The sequence below is a fragment of the Staphylococcus sp. GDY8P47P genome (assembly GCF_016892225.1).
In the GTDB taxonomy this organism is placed as follows: Bacteria; Bacillota; Bacilli; order Staphylococcales; family Staphylococcaceae; genus Staphylococcus; species Staphylococcus borealis.
In genome coordinates, this window is the sequence record NZ_JAFENV010000034.1 from 43,192 (window position 1) to 62,442 (window position 19,251).

Sequence of the window (19,251 nt, forward strand, 5' to 3'; positions counted from 1 at the left end):
GACTTTGTGAAAAAATTATCAATTTCTTTTTCCACTATTAGTGTATGTCTAATGCAATTTACAATCAATATGAATATATATAAAAGCGTAAATATTTTAGATAAATTCATAATTATTTCACACAACTTTACCAATAATTTCTCGAAATTCGCTTGCTATTTTTGGCAAAATGTGCAAGCGCTTTCTTTTTCGATTCACCTTTTCATAATTGAAATACACAAGTCAGAGTCAACATTCCTCATAGATCTATTAAATTCGTTTATAATCATAAAAAAACTGAGAAAAGCTTGCTATAAGCACTTTCTCAGTTTAGTTTGTGCTACATTACGTGTGCAATGTAACTTACAATATAAGTTTGTATTTAATGTTTTGTGTGTTGTCGTTTGCGGCGACCTAACCAAATCAATGTGCCACCCGCTATCACTAATAGCATGGTTATCGGTAACCATGATTTCTTAACTATTTCCCCAGTATTAGGTAAAGATAAATTACCATCATCATCAAATAAGCCACTTAACAAGCCATCATCGTTTCCTAAATGTCCTAAAGATAACCCTTGTACTGGATTAGGAATGTCTTCAATATTATCTAAAAGACGACCGCCTGAATTAAGGCCATTTAATAGACTGCCACCAGTTAATCCATCTAATACATGAGACCCTTGGTTAAGAAGGTTTGAGTTAGATGTAGGGTGATTTGAAGTACCATTAATACGGTCAAGTAATGATGGTCTTTGTGTAATCGGTGCTAAGATATAGTTTAAGTTCTTTTTGGCATTGTCGAGTTGATTTTGTAGTTGAAGTAAATCGCTCGCAGTACTATTTAATGCATTCTTCACTAAATCTAACGTGTTTGCTTTACCTGTTTGCGCTCTAGCAATGATATCTGCCAATGCTTTTGCTTGTGACTGATTTAACTTTGTCGCTAACAACGTTTCAATCGTTTGTTTACGGTCCGATGATTTTTCGAGAACATCTTTCAGAATATCATCTGCAGTCACTGTTCGTTGTGCATTGATTTCTTGTTTCACTTTATTGACTAATTCTGAATTAGACAGTTGTGCTTTAGCAAGTCGCTTCGCAATTTGTGATGCCTCACTATTGCCTAAACGCGTTGAAAGTAATGTTTTAATTAACGCTTCTTTATCTGGTGCTTGGTCAAACATGGATGCTAAGATGTCATCGCTTGTCGTCGTTTTCAAACGATCTAGCTGTTTCATCACTTGATCAGTAATTTGCTTATCTGATTGACCTTTAGTATTAATCTCTTTGGTTATATGTTGTGCCTCATTTTTACTAAAGACACTTCCGATGATTTGGTCAACTGTTGCTCGTTTATCTTTCGATTGTTCTAGGCGATCTAGAATTGTATCTCTATTTGCTTTAACATCTTGTCGAACGTTTGTTATATCATTTTCAACATTTTGTTTCTGTTTAGTTGTCAAATTTTGGTTTTGTTTTACTTGTTGTTCGAGTTGTCTTAATTGCTCAAGTTTACGATTACTATATCGCTCAGTTGTATTGTCTTGTGCACCTTCTACTTTTGAAATAGCTTGGTCAATTTTTTGAGTAGCTGATAACTTATCATTCAATGCGTTAAGAGCATCATTTTCTGAATGATTCGTGTTTGCGTGATGATTTGTGACATCCTCTTTATCCATATGTTTAACATCATTTATAACACGTCCATCCGAATGAGATTGTGCCGTATTCTCTGAAGAAGATGCTGCTGATTGGGTATCTCGCGTCGTAGATTCTATATCTTTTTCAGTATCTTCCACTGATGTATGCTGATTGTCTTTAACTGATTCGACATCATTTTTCACATCGTCTAATTTATCTAAGACGGATGTATCATCACTTTCTTTTTCTAAATGGTTTGAATCTCCAGACGTTGATGATTGATTACTACTTAACTGTTCATGATCATTAATTGTTTCTTCTGACTCCAAATCATCATTTTGTTGACGAGTATCAACCTTTTCAGATAAAGCATTTAAATCTGTGATGATTTTATCTAATTCATCTAATTGATTTTCTTCATTTACCAACGAATGTTTAGACGTTGAAGGTGTTTCGTTGTTATCCGCTTCTTCAGTACTTGCTTCATCAGATATATGATTTTCTGCTTGTGCATCCCTTACAATTTGATCTATTTCAAATTGGTTACGTGCATCTTCAATATCTTGTTTATAGCTTTTAATTTCGTTCGTTTTTAAGTGTTTTAAACGATCAATTTTCTTCTTCGCTTTATCTATCGCTAAATCAAGTTGGCCTTGAACCGTTTTCACTTCACTTGAAGCGTTGTTAGCATGGTCATTTGATTGCGCAAAGCTATCCTTTGTAAATCCATATCCTACGAATGTTCCACTCATTAACAATACTGAACATGACACTTTTAAGTACGAACTGAATTTAGAATGTTGTTTATGCTTATCCACGCATGTCACCCTTTTTTATTAATATTCCACTACATTATATAACATTTATTTTAAAACTTATACTTCTGTTTATTGAAATCTAATACAAGCTTTTCTTTTTTGACTAATCACAAATGTTTATAATTTAATACGTTTCGTGTTAATGCTACTCATATCTGTGACCTTAACAGAATATTGATACGCATTCGTTAAATCTATAAGCGATAAGAATTTATTATGACCTGCACCTGTATCAATATCTAATATATTTTTCTTTTGATATAACTCATCATTTTTAAGACCATAGCGATAATTAGGGATATGACCATGGATCAAGTATTTATTTTTAGGGATGTTTCTATTTAAATTGTGATTATAATGCCCCGTTGTGTATTCTTTGATTTGTTTATTTAAAGGCTTTGACGTATCAATGCCAGCATGCGCAAATATGTAATCATCGATAACCTCAATCGTAGACAATTCTCTTAAAAACTTATGCCATCGTTTAATTTTTTTATCTTTACTTTCCAACCAACGCATCTCATGGTTTCCAGCTAACGCGCGTGCACCTCGACGTTTTAACCGTTTCACTAACTTTAAAGTACCAAATGAGTCAGGACCATTATTAACATAATCTCCCATTAAAACCAGTTGATCTTTTCTAGCATTAAAATTTACTGCTTTTAAAAGAGAGACAAGCGCTTTCCGATGTCCATGAATATCAGAAACCACCAGTATCCTTTCTTTCATATGCTTTCTCTCCTAACCTACTACTAAATGCATACTAATATAAAACCACTGTTTAACTAACTTTAAACAAATTATTAACGTGTCCTCAAAATTCTTTATTTATTATAGGAAATAGTATAAACAAAATATATATTTTGGGGAATCAATTTATGAATACAAAGCAATTACACATTTTTAAACATTTCGTTGAAGCACAAAATGAAAACGCCGTCGCTGAAAAGCTCGGCATCACACAACCAACAGTAACATTTCATTTAAAAAACTTAAGTAAAGAATGCGGTTTACCACTCTATTTCAAGAAAGGTAAACATTTCAACCTGACTGAAGCCGGAGAATTACTTTATCGAAATGCGACTAAAATGATTAATTTAATTGAAGAAACAACAGATATGATGGATGATTTTAAGCAATCTAAACGAGGTACATTGAGAGTGGGAGCTAGTCATGCACCGATTTATAGTATTTTGCCCTCAACCTTTAAAAACTATATGCATGAACATCCAAATATAGACATTAACTTAATGGTAGATACCGCACCAGTCATTATTGATCAAGTCAAAAACCGTAAAATTGATATTGCTGTCATAGCCGAAAAAGGGTTTAACGAAAGTGAACTACAAGTTAAACGTCTTCACGACAACCCATTAGTACTTGCTATGGATAAACGTCACCCGCTAGCTCAACATAATCAATGTACGATTGAGGATATTAATAACTATCGTTTCATTATACATAACGGTGGTTCAACTCGAGACAGTATTAATGAATGGCGAAAAAAGAACTTTATCAACTTAGATGTCCATATGGAAACAAATAGTATTAGCAGTATTCTAGCAACGATTAAAGATTCCAATTACTTAAGTTTAGTAAGTGAAAATGCCATTCGTCATCATCCTAATATTATTAGTAAACAATTGCCTAACGCCCCAACGACAAGTTATATATCACTCGTTTATCGTAATGATAGACATCTGACTACAATCATTCAAGACTTTATTACGTTAATATATAACACTAAATAACTTTCATATACCTTAGCAATCACGTTGATTAGACTTTTGTTAACGTGATTGCTTTTTTATATACGTACTATTCCGATGACGATGTTCCTTGATGACTCATTCATTCAATTTAAATACTTATAGTTTGAAAAATCAGTTTATTATTATATTTATAAAATATTAAGATAGTATAAAGTTTGTTAATAAATATTCTAAAAAATAATAACAATTTTACATCATATTAATAAATTGCTATAAAAATATGTGTTCACATAATATAATAGATTTGAATGAAAGATATTCATATTAATCAATTTGCTATTTTGTATATTATTGATTAGGAGGCAATGTTAATGCTCGTTCTTTCCATCATCTTATTACTCCTAGGTCTTATTCTAATCGGTATTAGTCGATTTGTTGCATACCAGCGTGACATTGATCTTAGAGAAAAAATTTATATTCCAGGCGTTATTTTCGTATTAATTGGCGCATTACTTCTCCTGTTTGATTTAATAAAATAACCACAACTTAATACATACACCCTATCATCATCAGGTACACCAGCTTCAAACGGTTACCTGTTTTTTTATTATCCCCATGAAATCATGCTATTTTCACCAACATTTCTTCCAAAGTGTTGCATTTTCCAACGTCATAAAACTTTTAATGGTACCGAACAAGGATATAACTTGTTACATTATCAAATGTAACATTTTAAGTAAGCTTAATTTACGATGGCGATGTAACATCCTTGCTCACAATTCATCAACACACTATCTACATGTTAAGCAAATAAAATCATAATGAAATAGGGGGAAATGTCTTGGCAAAGCTATTATATAAATTAGGAAAATTTATAGCTAAAAACAAATGGCTAAGTGTCATAGGATGGCTTGTCATTCTAGGTGTCATTATTACGCCTTTAATGATCAACTCACCTAAGTTTGATAGTGACATTACTATGAACGGCCTTAAGTCATTAGACACAAACGACAAAATCAGTAAAGAATTTCATCAGGATAGTGAAAAAGCCTCGATGAAAATTGTCTTTCATTCTAATAAGAATGATGGATTGAATAATAAAGATACGAAGAAAGATATTGAAGATGCACTAGATAACATCAGACAAAATGATGATTACATCCAAAACATCTCAAATCCATACGACACTGGACAAGTTAACGATGAAGGTGACACTGCGATTGCTAACGTAAGTTACGTCGTTCCACAAACTGGATTAAAAGATTCATCTAAACATATCATCGATAAAGAATTAAAAGATGTAACAGATAACCATAATGTTCAAATCGAGAAAACACAAGGTGGCGCTATGAATGCCGAACCTGGTGGTACATCTGAAATTGTTGGTATCGTCGTAGCATTTGTAATTTTACTTATTACATTTGGTTCACTGATTGCAGCGGGTATGCCAATTATTAGTGCAATCATCGGCTTAGGTTCAAGTGTTGGTATCATTGCGTTATTAACCTATATCTTTGATATTCCAAACTTCACACTTACACTAGCCGTAATGATTGGTTTAGCTGTTGGTATTGACTACTCACTCTTTATTCTATTCAGATTTAAAGAACTTAAGAAAAAAGGTGTCGATACTGTAGAAGCTATTGCAACTGCAGTTGGCACAGCAGGTAGTGCAGTCATATTTGCTGGTCTTACCGTTATGATTGCTGTTTGTGGATTATCACTTGTAGGCATTGATTTCTTAGCGGTAATGGGATTCGCTTCAGCAATTAGTGTATTATTCGCAGTATTAGCAGCATTAACATTATTACCTGCACTGATTAGTATCTTCCATAAGAGCATTAAAATTAAAGATAAACCATCTAAAAGTAAAGATCCTAAAGATCACCCTTGGGCAAAATTTATTGTAGGCAAACCAGTTATTGCAGTGATTGTGAGTTTAATTATTTTAATTTTAGCTGCGATTCCAGTCAGTGGCATGCGTTTAGGTATTCCTGATGACAGCTTAAAACCAACGGATTCATCAGAGTATAAAGCTTATAAATTGATCTCAGATAACTTTGGTGAAGGTTATAACGGACAAATCGTTATGTTAGTTAATACAAAAGATGGTGGCAGTAAAAACACTATCGAACGTGACTTAAATAATATGCGTAGCGATTTAGAAGATATCGACAATGTAGATACCGTGTCAAAAGCGCAATTGACTGACAATAACAATTACGCACTATTCACAATTATTCCTGAAAAAGGACCTAACGCTCAGTCTACAGAAAATCTCGTATACGACTTACGTGATTATCACAGTCAAGCTCAAGAAAAATATGACTATAGTACAGAAATTTCAGGACAAAGCGTCATTAATATCGATATGTCCGAAAAATTAAATAACGCTATTCCAGTATTCGCTGGCGTTATTGTTGTATTAGCATTCTTCTTATTAATGATTGTATTCCGTTCAATCTTAGTTCCGTTAAAAGCAGTACTAGGATTCATCCTATCATTAATGGCTACATTAGGTTTCACAACATTAGTTATTCAAAATGGCTTTATGGGTGGCTTATTCGGAATTGAAAATACAGGACCATTACTTGCATTCCTTCCAGTGATCACAATTGGCTTGTTATTCGGACTTGCCATCGACTACGAGTTATTCTTAATGACACGTGTCCATGAAGAATACAGCAAGACGGGTGACAATGACCATTCAATTCGCGTCGGTATTAAAGAAAGTGGACCTGTTATCGTAGCAGCAGCACTCATCATGTTCAGTGTGTTCATTGCATTCGTCTTCCAAGATGATAGTGCAATCAAATCAATGGGTATCGCACTTGGATTTGGTGTCTTATTCGACGCATTTGTCGTACGTATGACATTGATTCCTGCGTTAACAAAACTGTTTGGCAAAGCTTCATGGTACCTACCTAAATGGTTAGGTTCAGTATTGCCAAATATTGATGTAGAAGGTAAAGCTTTAGAAGAAGATCAACATCAAGATGCATCTTCTGAAAAAAGTCATGACAATGATAGACATGGTGAATACGCTAGCCCAGACAAACAAGATCATCGTTATCAAAATGGTAGCCGCCACGATAATCACAACTATAATGATGAAGATTATAATCGTTCTGTACATTTAGGTCATCATCACGACAACCGCACGCACCAACATCATTACTATGATAACCAATATGATGATATTGATTATGCGTCACTTTACACGCAAAATGGCGATTATAGTCAGCATGATAAATACAATGATCGTGCGCGTCGCGATCGAGACAAATACGATAGACATGATGAAAATCGTTACAACAATGATGAACCATACAACGATCGTCATCATGAGCACAATTCAAATTTCGATAAAACAACTCATCTTTATAAAGAATTAACTGATAGCAATATCGATCAAGATGTATTATTTAAAGCGCTTATGTTATACGCTCGTGAAAATAATAAAGGTGTTTACGATAGATATAACCGACCATCTGAGCATCGTCACGATGACGAATATAGAGACTAATGATTACAAAGGAGGAAACACGTTATGTTAAAACGACGTAGTTCGAAAGTGATAGGACTACTAGCCACACTTGCCTTAGCCATAGTGCTAAGTGCTTGTGGTAATAGTGGTAGCGGTAGTGGTTCATCTGACGATAGTCAAACATCGCTTGGTAATAAAGAAATCGAAATACCCTATATCGCGAGTGATAATTCCACACCACGTTCACTAGTGATAGCAGAAGTATTGAAAAAAGCAGGTTATGATGTAACGACTACACCTGTAACAGCAAGCGGTCCATTATATGCTGCTGTCTCAGAGAACGCTGATTCATTCCATGCATCAGGTATCTTCCCTACTACTGATAAAAGTTATTACGATAAATTCAAAAGTAAGTTAACTATTTATGATGACAAACACTTAATTGATAACGCAACAGTAGGCTTAGCAGTGCCTAAATATGTACAAGACATTGATTCAATTAGTGACTTAAAAGATAGTGATTTCGGTAAATCTGTAGATTGGACAATTCAAGGCACAGATGCACGTAATGGTGTGATGAAAGAAACGAAAGATGAACTTGATAGTGACAATCTTGATAAATATAGCTTGAAAGAAAGCTCTGACCAAGAACAATTCAAAAAAATTCAATCCGCTTATAAACAACAAAAACCAATTGTCTTCACAGCAATGGAACCAAGTTGGTTCTCTAAAGAGTTAGACGTTAAAATGTTGAAAGATCCCGACAACATTTACGGTAATAACAATCAACATATTGATTTAGTATTCAACAAAGACTTTGAAGAAGCACATCCTGCTGCATATACAATTGCAACACGTATCGCAGATGACTGGAGTAAATCTGATGAAGAAAAATTAGCTAAACAAATCTTTGTTAATAATAAAAATCCAGAACAAGTTGCTAAAGACTACGTGGACGACAATGATAATAAAGTGGATGAATGGTTAGACGGTATTGAAACGAACTAATCAGAGCGTTGAGAAGCATTAAATCAAAGGGGTACACTTGTTTAATCAACCATATAAATATATTAAAGCTACATTCTATAGTCGTAGTAGCTGACTGAATTGAGAGGTACTTAAATCAAGTATTACTCAGTTCTAATCATCCTTGTGGGGAAGTGATATTGAACTCAGTATCACTTCCCCTTTTTATATTTAATCTCTTATAATAATAAGCGTATGACGCGCGTTATTTACTCTTTTTTTATACCTATTTTAAACGTGCTATCAGTTGCAATGTTTGGAAAAATCAAGATTATTGTGATAAATTACTCTTATTACGTCAGGCTATCTGACAAGATTAAAGATATAGGAGCATCAGATAATGCCGTCAGCAAATCAAAAACGTATGATTAAACATATTCATGAAACTGTGTTTGTACTGTTACATGATTATCACTTTGATGAAATCACTGTTCAAAAAATTTGCGATATTGCAGAGATTAACCGTAGTACGTTCTACAGATACTTTCAAGATAAATACGATTTACTCTACACCCTACCTGATTTCATTACTCAACAAATTATAGCTAAAGGTGACACGTCAGCCGATATTACAACACCAGAGTCGTTTGAAGATTTTATATACTTTATTGGCAATAATAAAAAGATTTTCAAGCATTTATTAGTATCATCACGTCAAGCTGATGTATTTAGAAGCTTAACCAATGTGAGTCGTGATATGATGTTAAACCCCTCAAATCACAAAGATGATCTACTCACTCAAAAGATTAGAGAAAGTAAACATCCTGAAATTGTGGCGGATTTTTATAGTAGTGGCGTAATAGAAGTGCTACGCCGTTGGGTCGAAAATGACTACAATTACAATGTTGAAGAAGTGTTTGAAACATTAAACAACGTGCTTGAAACATCTCTAAATTGCCATAATAAATAAAAGCAATCTCACACAAATCAGGCGTGAGATTGCTTTTTAATTGATTACTTCCGTTTTCTATCTCCTGTTGTTTTATAAACCATAAAGATACTATTAGCAACGATTAATAGTGCTAGTATGACCATTGGCCAAACACCTATATTAACCACATTGAATACAATAAGTATTATCATCAAAATAAGATTTATTGCATTTGAAATCAACAATGATCTATCCACTAAAATCACCTCTTACTATGTTATCCCCTGTTCTATTCAATTTAATTACAATTTTACGTCTACGTTTGAAAGTTTTGTTTTTTCACAAATTGATTACCTGCTAATTATGCTGTGCCGATAAGACGAGTAAGCAACATCGAACTTATTTAGTTTGAAATTGAAATAAAGTGAGCGGTTACTCAATGTTACCTTACTTCATTCTTCCTACGTGGCAGGCATAAAGCAATTATGATAGCTATAATGCCAATGACGGCAATGATATTAAACTGGATTGTAAAGCTTGAAATCGCATTTAACACAATACTTAAAATTGGTGCAATCGCTGTACCTAAAAATAAAATAAATGTATTAACTGATAAAAAGAAGCCTTGGTTACCATTCACGGTTAACCCTACTTTAGAAATCGTTGATGGGATTGCGAAGGCAATGCCACTTACAAATAGCACACTCCAAAAAATGAGTAATACGATATTCGTTGTCATAGACATCAAGATAAGCGAACCTGTGCTCACAATGAGTGCACCTAAGATAAGATTTTTAACGCCAATGCGGTCGCTAATACGCCCCGCTACAAGTGACAGTAGCATACCTATAATACCGAACAATTTAGCGTTAATCGCAGTCGTTTCATTTCCACCAATCGTATCGGACGTGACGTAATTGTTAAACACTGTATACATACTAATAAACATCGTTAATAAAGTTAGCGACACACCATAACATAGTAGCACTGCTTTATTTGTCTTAAAGTCACTAAAATTATTAAAGAATTTAAGTAATTGAATGTTTGGATTTTTCACTGGGCTTTCAGGAATTTGTTTAAGAATAACGAAAGCTAGGATAATATAAAGCACCGTTAACGTAAAATAAACCATGTGCCAATTAGAAAAGCCAACGATAATTTCACTTAAGTTTTGACCAATAATCCCGGATAGCATAAAACTTGTACTAATAAAGCTGATTGCGGTCATACGTTTGACTGGCGCGTAGGTTTCTGTGACATATGTGATAGATATGGGTGAAAAGGTAGCGGCAAATATGCCTTGTATGGCTCTTAAAATAACAAGTATCGTGAAAGAATGTACAAATCCTATAACTAAGCAAATAAGCACTAACCCACTAATACCAAATAATATAGTGCGAATACGTCCATATTTTTCTGAAATAGTACCATAAAACAAACAACTCACTGAGTATGTAATGGAAAATGCAACACCGTTTAACGTTGCAATTGATTGTGGAATTTTAAAGTCTTTCGCAAATTCTGCCGTTAACGGGATAGCAGTATACAAACTGCTCATAACGATAATTCCAGCAATAAAAAATATGGTTGTTATTTTGTTATAATTCATTGGTTTTTGGATAGACATTTTGCTTCTCCCTTCTTCAATGTTTTCTACAACATTTCTATTATGACACTTTCGACTACTTTTCAAAAGACCACTTAAAATTGACGAAATACTTTTAAAGTTCATGCATTTTATAAATTTATACATCACCCTTTTCAAAAACAAAAAATCTCTAATTCGAAACATTTCTATTGACTATTCATGAAATAAGGGCTACAATTCTAGTATAAATTTTATACCAATGGAGGTGACGTGTTGAAAATAGAATTAGGTTTGACTTCATTTGCAGACAATGGTGATATGGTGATGCCTGATGGTACACAACCCGCCGTGTCAAATGCGCAAAGAATTCGCGATATTGTTGAAGAAATTGAATTAGCAGATCAATTAGGTTTAGATATATATGGATTAGGAGAACATCATCGTCCTGATTATGCTGTATCAGATCCAGTCACTGTGCTTGCTGCTGCAGCATCGCGTACGAAGCATATTAAATTATCTTCAGCAGTAACTGTGTTATCATCAGATGACCCAGTACGTGTGTATCAACGCTATGCGACATTAGATGCTGTATCTAATGGGCGTGCTGAAATTATGATTGGTCGAGGGTCATTCATCGAATCTTTTCCATTATTCGGTTATAATTTAAATGACTACGAAGATTTATTTAATGAGAAATTGCAACTGTTATTACAGATTAACGAACATGAAGTCGTAAGTTGGGAAGGTAAGTTACGTCCAAGTTTCGACCCAACAGGTATATATCCTCGTGTCGAGCATGGTAAATTACCTATTTCCATTGCAACTGGTGGCACACCTGAATCCTCATTAAGAGCAGGTGCCTTTGGATTGCCGATTACGTATGCGATTATTGGTGGTAATCCTAGACGATTTACACGTAATATTGAGATTTATAAATCCGTTGCAGAATCATACGGTCATAATCCAGATGAATTATCTGTATCGGTGCACTCATGGGGCTACATCGCCGAAACTGATGAAGAAGCTAAGAAAGAATTCTTCCCTTCTTTGAAAGCACATCATGACATTTTAGGTCGTGAACGTGGTTGGCCTAGCTTTGATGAAAATATGTTGGAACGAGAAATAGGAAGTCACGGCGCAATCTACCTGGGTAGTCCTGAAACGGTTGCCCAAAAGATTATTGATACTGTGGAAACCTTAGGTCTTAACCGTTTCATGATTCATACACCTGTAGGCTCAATGCCTCATGCGTATGTAATGAAATCAATCCGTCTATTTGGCGAACGCGTTAAACCTATTGTTGATAAATACTTTGAAAACAAATAAAAAGGAGATTTTTAAATTATGATTTTACGTTATGCTGCAAACTTAAAACTTGCTAAAGAATTATACACTGCTTCAAAACCTAAATTAAAAGGTGACCAAGAAATGAAAGATACATTCCAAAATGTATTTGGTTTACCAGAAAGTTCAGTTAAATTAGCTGGTACTGTAGAAGCTGCTGCTGCTGCTTTTTATGCTGCAAGTTTCTTAAACAAAAACTTATCACGTTTAGGTTCAATCGCTACTTTCGGTGTATTAGGCGTTGCTGCTTACAAACACTTTGAAGCTGGCCATGGTAAAGAAGGCGCTCAACACGCTTTAGACTTATTAGGCTTAGCTGCTTTAAGTTTCGCTGATACTTTCGATTGCGATAACAAATAATATCATTTAACTATATAATGCGAGAGCAAGGCGTGCGATGATAATCATCACACGCCTTGCTCTTTCATTGATCACTTTTCAAAAATTCTGGGAAAGTTTGTGGTTTATCATGAACAAGTTGTTCAAAGTCATCTGAATGTTGGTCAAGTAAACCTCTTGCGCCCGCATCGTACATTGACGCTAGCAATGCGCCAAATCCTTTCGGTTCATCGTACATTTCTGCAAATGTGTCAAAAGAAACAGGATCGTACGCAATCTTAGTCCCTGATGCTTCAGAAAGTATTGCTGCTAACTCTGTCATAGAATAACTATAACCTGATAGTAAATATCTCTGTCCAAACTTATCCGGTTGTTGTAATAACGCGACAATTCCTCTGGCAATATCGTCCCTTGAAATATAATTAATACGCCCTTCTCCTACTGGATAAATTAATTTATGCATTTTTGCAAGTTCTGGTAAATAAGGTTTCAACGGATCCATATACATCGCCATTCTGACATACGTATAATGTAAGCCACTAGAGGCTAGCAAACGCTCCGCATAGCCAAAGTATGGACTCATATGAAATGGATTATTATGTTGATCTGCATAATAACCAATAAACATGATGTGTGAAACGTTGGCTTCTTGAGCTGCACTAACTAAATTCTCGACTTCTGGAAGTCGTTTAAATGATGGATGAATGATACTTGGAATAAACACAACTGTATCAATACCTTTAAATGCCTCAACCATACTTTCTTTATTAAAATAATCTAACTCTCGAACATTAACTTTATCTTTCCAATGCGCTGGCATTTTATCTGGATTTCGTATACCAATATTGAAATCAGATAACTGTTCTTTAATGGCATGTTCCGTTATAAGTGAACCAAGATGGCCTGTTGCCCCAGTGAGTAAAATAGTCATATTTACCGCTTCTTTCTCTTTATATTTAAATAATCCTTATTTTATTATATTTCCTATAGTTATGATATTGCCTAAATAAGCTTTGTTATGCATAACCTTTTCCGAAAAATATTGAAGGACGCTATAGAATTTAATATTTTGAGCAAACTTGATCGTAGTTAAAGATATTTTTGCAACATCTCACGACTAATATGACAATATGAGATATCCTCTGGATGTTTATCGAGTCGGTCTTGATGTTCATCCGCACTTGGAACATAGTTATTTAAAGGTAATACTTCCACAGCAATACGCGACTTATCAGGTCGACTAGAAATGAAGTTTCGTGCTTCTTCAAGATGTTCCGCCTTCTCACTATATATCCCTGTACGATATTTTGGTCCTTCATCTACACCTTGTTTATTAATACTATACGGATCTATAATTTCGAAAAGGTAATTCATTAAATCAGTAATGGTTAATACCATAGGGTCAAACGTCGTTTTAACACATTCTGCATAACCGTCATATGTGTCACTCCGTTGCGGGGAGGTCCCATTTGCACGTCCCGCTTCGGTTGTTAAGACACCCGGCAATGTTTTAATAAATGCTTGAACACCCCACAAACATCCACCTGCAATATAAACTGTTTCCATCTCTAGCACCTCGTTTCTAATCTTAATTATAAAAAAATAGAAGGAACTTTGTTATCGTTTCCTTCTATTCCATCAAATTATTTTCTAACTAACGCAATGATTCCTGCAACAATAATTAAAATGCCTGATAAGTAACCAAAAAATCCTAATAAATATATATGAATAATTGCAGCAATAATGAGTATAATTCCAATTAAAATACGTCTTTTATTTATTAAACAACTCAGAGCTAAAGTAATAGCACATAAAATAATAGAACTAGTGGCTACAACAGTCATTAATCCTGTTAATTCAGAACCATACCTTCTATCATAGTCTGTAAGTATTAGCGCTATTAATCCTCCAATAATACCAAATATACTTCCTGTTATTCCTAAAATCATTTCTAAAATCCGATTCGTTGGTTTAGGTTTATTCATGTCTATATACGCCATTGTTGTCTCCTTCTTTATGCTGCATCATCTTCAGAAGTTACATCTTCTGAATGACTGTCTACTGATGGCTCATCAGAACCAGGTCCACTTGAATTGCCATCAGACTCTGATGCTTCATTGGCAGCTTCTTCAGCTTGTTGTTGTTCATATTCTTCTTGTGCCAATTGATCTTCATATGCTTGCATTGCTTTTTCATATTCCTTTTGTGCTTTTGCATTTTCTTTTTCATATAATGCTTCTACACGTGCCTCTAATTGATCATATTCAATTTCTAATACATCTTTAGAGACATGGTTCATCTTTTCCCCGTCAGTAAGTGAATTATATTCATCTACTAAGGCATTATACATATATGCTGGATACGTCACACCAACATCAGCTTGATCTGTATCTTTAGTTTTATTATTAGTGGTTGATTCTGACTCATCTTCAACATCAGTAGTTGAGTCAGCCGAAGTATCTTTGGTGCCATTTGAATTTTTAATTTCTGATTTATTGATAATCCATTGGCCTCTTATTTTATTGAAGTTAGGTACTGTATCTAACTCTAACGTGTATTGATCACTATCGGGTACATCATAGGTAATGTAACCTGAAGCCGTGTTATTATGATTCAATTGATGGCTGAACCCTTCATGCATGTCTTCGCTTCCATACCATTCTTCATAATTCTCATTATTCACTTTCATACTAAAATCTGTATTATCCATTAAAACTTGATCATCATTATTATTTCTAAATTTTATGTATACTCTCAAGGCTTTGCCATTTTCAGGCGCATTGTAGTCAGTGTAATGATCAATAAATTCCGCTTTAACAACTTTGATATCTACACCATCAGCATTCACAACTTGTCCTATTTTAAATTTCTTCATTTTGTCCGTAGCTTTTGCCTTGCTATTTGATTCTTCACCCTCAGCCTCATCCTTATTGTCGCTGAAAGAACATCCTCCTAAAAAATTAAAAATATAATACTTATAAAAAATAATCTTTTCATATTAGCCTCCTCATCTTTTTTGCAAATTAAAAGAATACTATTTACATATATTATTTTATATTTTAAAACTCAAAAAGCAATATATTTTTTATATTTAATTTAATTAATTTAGTAGATTAGTGCGTTACAAAATTTTGCAAACCAAAAATAGATGCTTATTCATAACTTTTTCAGAATTACTTTTTAGACTGATATTACAAATTGAGATAAAAGGAGTGTATAAGAATGACTAGCATCATATCATCAGTATTATTACTCATTGCAATGTTGAGTTTGGCCATAGCTTTTTTAACAGGCATATACGAAACACTTTCGTGGTTAAGGGACAAAGATTATTCCCCAAATTTTAAATTGCCTATATTATTCTTTTTATTATACGTGCTATTCTATATACCAACATTTATACTAATCAATTAAACATAAAGGTGGATTATATGAAATGATTCGTTAAACTTCCTCCACAATTACTAAAATTAAGTGTCTGGATATGATTACTAGAGAAATAGGAAGGGAGCGGGACAGAATTCTTTTGAATTCGTCGTCCCACCCCCGCTTGCTTTTCAACAAGTATGAAACTCTAAAGTTCTCTCTTAAAATTATTTTATCGCATCATTAACTATCGTTTTAAATGTACGTTGATCAATGCTATTGTTCTTCTCTTGTTGCGCAACAATACGTTGTTTAAATTGTTTTTTATCTTGTGCGACTTCGTTCAATATTTCAATTAAATGTTGTGGTTCACTTTGCTGAGTGATATTCTTTTCTGAAATAAATGCACGGCGATGTGCGGTTTCATCATAAGCTATAATCAATTGATTATTAAGCATTGCACGCTCAATGGCATTTACAATTTCGCCACCCTTATTGATATCTAAATAAACATCGCAAGTTGCGAATAAGTGATGAACTTTTTCTTGAGTAATGGTTGGATAGAGTTTAACGTTATCATATTTGCCTAAGTCCATTAACTTAGCTGACATTTCAGTAATCGCACCTATATGAAATTGATAATCTTTGCATTGCTGTATGATCTTTTCCAAATTCGGAATATCATCAGAATTTGTTAAATTGAGTATTTGTTTCGTATATTGATTGGATTTCTGATAATCATACACATAACCCGCTTCACGAATCAATGGACGGTAGTGTGATGCAATATTGGATGTAATATCTTCAAACTCTACACGATCTGGGATAATTACACTTGCATGAAAGCGCCCATTATCTAACAATAACTTCATATTTCCCGGGACATCTCCATGACTCTGTTCTTGCCAAAATAACACTGCATTTGCAATATGATTCGATTGGTATAATACAAAGAAAGGTGTCGCTAATGAATTAATAAAGACGTCTGATGTATCAACATCTAATTGTTCTAAGAAGAAGCTGATAAAGTCCTGTTTCGTCGCAAAGAAATGCGACTGACCTTGCCAATCTAAGACGATATCATTAGTGACAAAGTTCTCGTATAATACCTCATTGCCTTGTCGATCCACATACGTTTTCAAGATTGCCGTTTTATTTAAATCATATATCGTTTCCGCATATTTAAAGCCAGCTTTATTGTAAAAATCAACCGACCGCAGTTGACCATTTGTATCAAACCATTCTACAAAGTTTACGATTCTATTTTTAAAGTGTTCACGATAAAAGATACGACCTCGAACATGACCGTTATCTATAATTTCAGCTTGATCATGATTACCTTTAATTTCCCACAATGGTGGTACTTGAACTTCATTGAAAAAGGCTGCTTTATCACTATCCTTATGTTCGTAATTTGCAAAAAATTGATAAGGTGATATAAAGCCGTCAGGTAAAAAACCATCATCGTCCATCACAATAGTTTGATGCTGAAATCCTGCAAGTTGAAGTGATTGTTGAAGTTTTTGTGATGCTTCATCATATTTTTCAAATAAATTAATCATATAGCACCTCATCGATTAAATTTTGCCATTTTTGCGTAATATACTCGGTTTTAAATGGTTCTGCTATAGTATACGACGTATCATGTGGTTGCTTAGGTCCATCATTAAAATACTGCACGATTTTCTCAGCCATATGATCAGTAATAACCTCGATATCTTGGTTATCCCTATCGATAGGAATGAGGTAGCCATTTTCACCATGCTTAATAAAGGTTGGATTACCATAATTCACATCAAACCCTATCATTCCAAGTCCTGAACCTACCGCTTCCATTAGCGTTAAGCCAAAGCCTTCGCTTGTTGATGCCGACATAAACAAATCATAGTTGGCATAGATATCATCTAATTTCACATGCCCTTTTAGCTGAATATAATCTTGCGCTTGATGTTCCGTAATAATGTCTTCAATCTTCGTTCTTTCGTTTCCATGACCATATATATCAAATGTTAACTGTGGTACCTCTTTTTTAGCTTTAATGACCGCTAGCGCTATCCAATCTACATGCTTTTCACTCGCTAATCTTGAAGCTGTAAGCATTGAATATGGCTTTCTCTCCGTCTTTGGATAACTCAATTGATGTAAGCTACCAACAGGTATGGTACGAACACGAGGTTGATGTGCGGTATAGGTTTCGAATTGTTCTGTTAGAATCCGGTTTTGTAGGTCTGTTGCTGTAATGTAAAAATCAATATAAGGTGCTTGCGTAAAAACATATTCATAATAATTATTCCACAAAATATAACGGTCATCTGTAGCATTGTCACTATAATGTTCTGCATGCACAACGATGCCGACTTTACTTTGTCCTTTATGTTCCAAAATCGCTTGCCCCACTTCAGTTGAGCGATCGATAATGACAACATCATTCGCGCTTAAGTTTAATTTCTCCATGAAATAAGCTACAAACGCTTGTTTACTGTATAAACGTGCATCATCAAATATATACACACTGGATTCTCCGTCAATATGTTCCTTATAAGCAATAGAACCATCTTCATTATAAAACTGTCTCTTATATAACTTGGCACGATTTTCATAAGGTGCATAATACTCTGAGAATGTACGTACATAGCTATAGTAATCCTTTCGCACTAACATACCGTTAATGACAAATTCTGCACGATCGACAATTGTGTCATTTTCATTTTTTAAATAACAAGTCACATATGAATTATCATTTCCAATGTATAAACGAATTGTCTTACCCGTGATGGTTTGGGCAGTGACAGGATTACCTAAATCGTTAATCAAATCATCAATGGTATACGTTGTTGGTGCAATGGGAATATCACTAAAATATTGATACAACCATATCACTTCATCATCTTTAAACCCGATATTGGCTGTTAACGTTTGAATATTTTCTGCGGAAATAAAGTCCAAAAAAATAAATTTAGCTGGTTGATTGACCGCTCTTAATAATTTAGCACGATAAGCTTGAGCATATTCTACACCACTGCTCGCCCATCCAATGCCAAAATTGATATTGTATATTGTCACTTATGAACACCTCAT

At 34.1% G+C, this 19,251-nt stretch carries 17 protein-coding genes; 7 read left to right on the forward strand and 10 right to left on the reverse strand.

Features of this window, described 5'->3' with window-relative positions:
• Positions 1–361 precede the first annotated feature (361 nt).
• Both JVV30_RS11845 and JVV30_RS11850 read right to left on the reverse strand, forming a co-directional pair.
• Positions 362–2,440 carry an LPXTG cell wall anchor domain-containing protein gene (locus JVV30_RS11845; protein ID WP_070855186.1) on the reverse strand — a complete coding sequence of 693 codons (2,079 nt, stop codon included), beginning with the start codon at positions 2,438–2,440 and terminating at the stop codon, positions 362–364.
• A gap of 117 nt (positions 2,441–2,557) precedes the next feature.
• Positions 2,558–3,169, reverse strand: a complete 612-nt coding sequence (locus tag JVV30_RS11850) for a metallophosphoesterase (protein ID WP_053029025.1) — start codon at positions 3,167–3,169, stop codon at positions 2,558–2,560.
• Between the two features lie 149 nt (positions 3,170–3,318).
• On the opposite strand from JVV30_RS11850, the gene JVV30_RS11855 reads away from it, so the two are divergent.
• From JVV30_RS11855 to JVV30_RS11875, 5 genes are all read left to right on the forward strand, one after another.
• The gene (locus JVV30_RS11855; RefSeq protein WP_070855185.1) at positions 3,319–4,191 is read left to right on the forward strand and encodes a LysR family transcriptional regulator; all 873 of its coding nucleotides are present in this window, start codon (positions 3,319–3,321) and stop codon (positions 4,189–4,191) included.
• 332 nt (positions 4,192–4,523) lie between these two features.
• Positions 4,524–4,691: a hypothetical protein gene (locus JVV30_RS11860; protein ID WP_174841335.1), complete on the forward strand. Its 168-nt coding sequence runs from the start codon at positions 4,524–4,526 to the stop codon at positions 4,689–4,691.
• Positions 4,692–4,993: 302 nt separating this feature from the next.
• Entirely contained in the window at positions 4,994–7,678 is a 2,685-nt protein-coding gene (locus JVV30_RS11865; protein WP_070855184.1) for an MMPL family transporter, read from the forward strand.
• A 24-nt stretch (positions 7,679–7,702) separates the two neighbouring features.
• Positions 7,703–8,647 carry a glycine betaine ABC transporter substrate-binding protein gene (locus JVV30_RS11870; protein WP_070855183.1) on the forward strand — a complete coding sequence of 315 codons (945 nt, stop codon included), beginning with the start codon at positions 7,703–7,705 and terminating at the stop codon, positions 8,645–8,647.
• Positions 8,648–9,005: 358 nt separating this feature from the next.
• Positions 9,006–9,575: a TetR/AcrR family transcriptional regulator gene (locus JVV30_RS11875; RefSeq protein ID WP_156305028.1), complete on the forward strand. Its 570-nt coding sequence runs from the start codon at positions 9,006–9,008 to the stop codon at positions 9,573–9,575.
• A gap of 44 nt (positions 9,576–9,619) precedes the next feature.
• Here the strand turns inward: JVV30_RS11875 and JVV30_RS11880 are convergent, their stop codons facing one another.
• A complete protein-coding gene (locus tag JVV30_RS11880; RefSeq protein ID WP_176747957.1) occupies positions 9,620–9,793 on the reverse strand; it encodes a hypothetical protein in 174 nt (57 codons plus the stop codon).
• A gap of 185 nt (positions 9,794–9,978) precedes the next feature.
• Complete coding sequence (locus tag JVV30_RS11885) at positions 9,979–11,157, reverse strand: MFS transporter (RefSeq protein ID WP_176747960.1); 1,179 nt, start codon at positions 11,155–11,157, stop codon at positions 9,979–9,981.
• A gap of 240 nt (positions 11,158–11,397) precedes the next feature.
• On the opposite strand from JVV30_RS11885, the gene JVV30_RS11890 reads away from it, so the two are divergent.
• Positions 11,398–12,450 (forward strand): LLM class flavin-dependent oxidoreductase, encoded by a 1,053-nt coding sequence (locus JVV30_RS11890; RefSeq protein WP_070855180.1) that lies wholly within the window; start codon positions 11,398–11,400, stop codon positions 12,448–12,450.
• Between the two features lie 18 nt (positions 12,451–12,468).
• Positions 12,469–12,828 carry a DoxX family protein gene (locus JVV30_RS11895; RefSeq protein ID WP_037538195.1) on the forward strand — a complete coding sequence of 120 codons (360 nt, stop codon included), beginning with the start codon at positions 12,469–12,471 and terminating at the stop codon, positions 12,826–12,828.
• 64 nt (positions 12,829–12,892) lie between these two features.
• Here the strand turns inward: JVV30_RS11895 and JVV30_RS11900 are convergent, their stop codons facing one another.
• The 6 genes from JVV30_RS11900 to gtfA form a co-directional block, all read right to left on the reverse strand.
• A complete protein-coding gene (locus JVV30_RS11900) occupies positions 12,893–13,738 on the reverse strand; it encodes an SDR family oxidoreductase (protein ID WP_204194298.1) in 846 nt (281 codons plus the stop codon).
• Positions 13,739–13,896: 158 nt separating this feature from the next.
• On the reverse strand, positions 13,897–14,373 hold the full coding sequence (locus JVV30_RS11905) for a peptide-methionine (S)-S-oxide reductase (RefSeq protein WP_070855178.1): 477 nt from the start codon (positions 14,371–14,373) through the stop codon (positions 13,897–13,899).
• Positions 14,374–14,450: 77 nt separating this feature from the next.
• Positions 14,451–14,807 carry a hypothetical protein gene (locus tag JVV30_RS11910; protein ID WP_070855326.1) on the reverse strand — a complete coding sequence of 119 codons (357 nt, stop codon included), beginning with the start codon at positions 14,805–14,807 and terminating at the stop codon, positions 14,451–14,453.
• 14 nt (positions 14,808–14,821) lie between these two features.
• Positions 14,822–15,682: a DUF4352 domain-containing protein gene (locus JVV30_RS11915; RefSeq protein ID WP_239469371.1), complete on the reverse strand. Its 861-nt coding sequence runs from the start codon at positions 15,680–15,682 to the stop codon at positions 14,822–14,824.
• Between the two features lie 718 nt (positions 15,683–16,400).
• The gene (gene gtfB / locus JVV30_RS11920) at positions 16,401–17,735 is read right to left on the reverse strand and encodes an accessory Sec system glycosylation chaperone GtfB (protein ID WP_070855329.1); all 1,335 of its coding nucleotides are present in this window, start codon (positions 17,733–17,735) and stop codon (positions 16,401–16,403) included.
• Complete coding sequence (gene gtfA / locus JVV30_RS11925; protein WP_070855331.1) at positions 17,728–19,236, reverse strand: accessory Sec system glycosyltransferase GtfA; 1,509 nt, start codon at positions 19,234–19,236, stop codon at positions 17,728–17,730. Before gtfA ends, gtfB begins: the two co-directional genes overlap by 8 nt.
• Between the last annotated feature and the right edge of the window lie 15 nt (positions 19,237–19,251).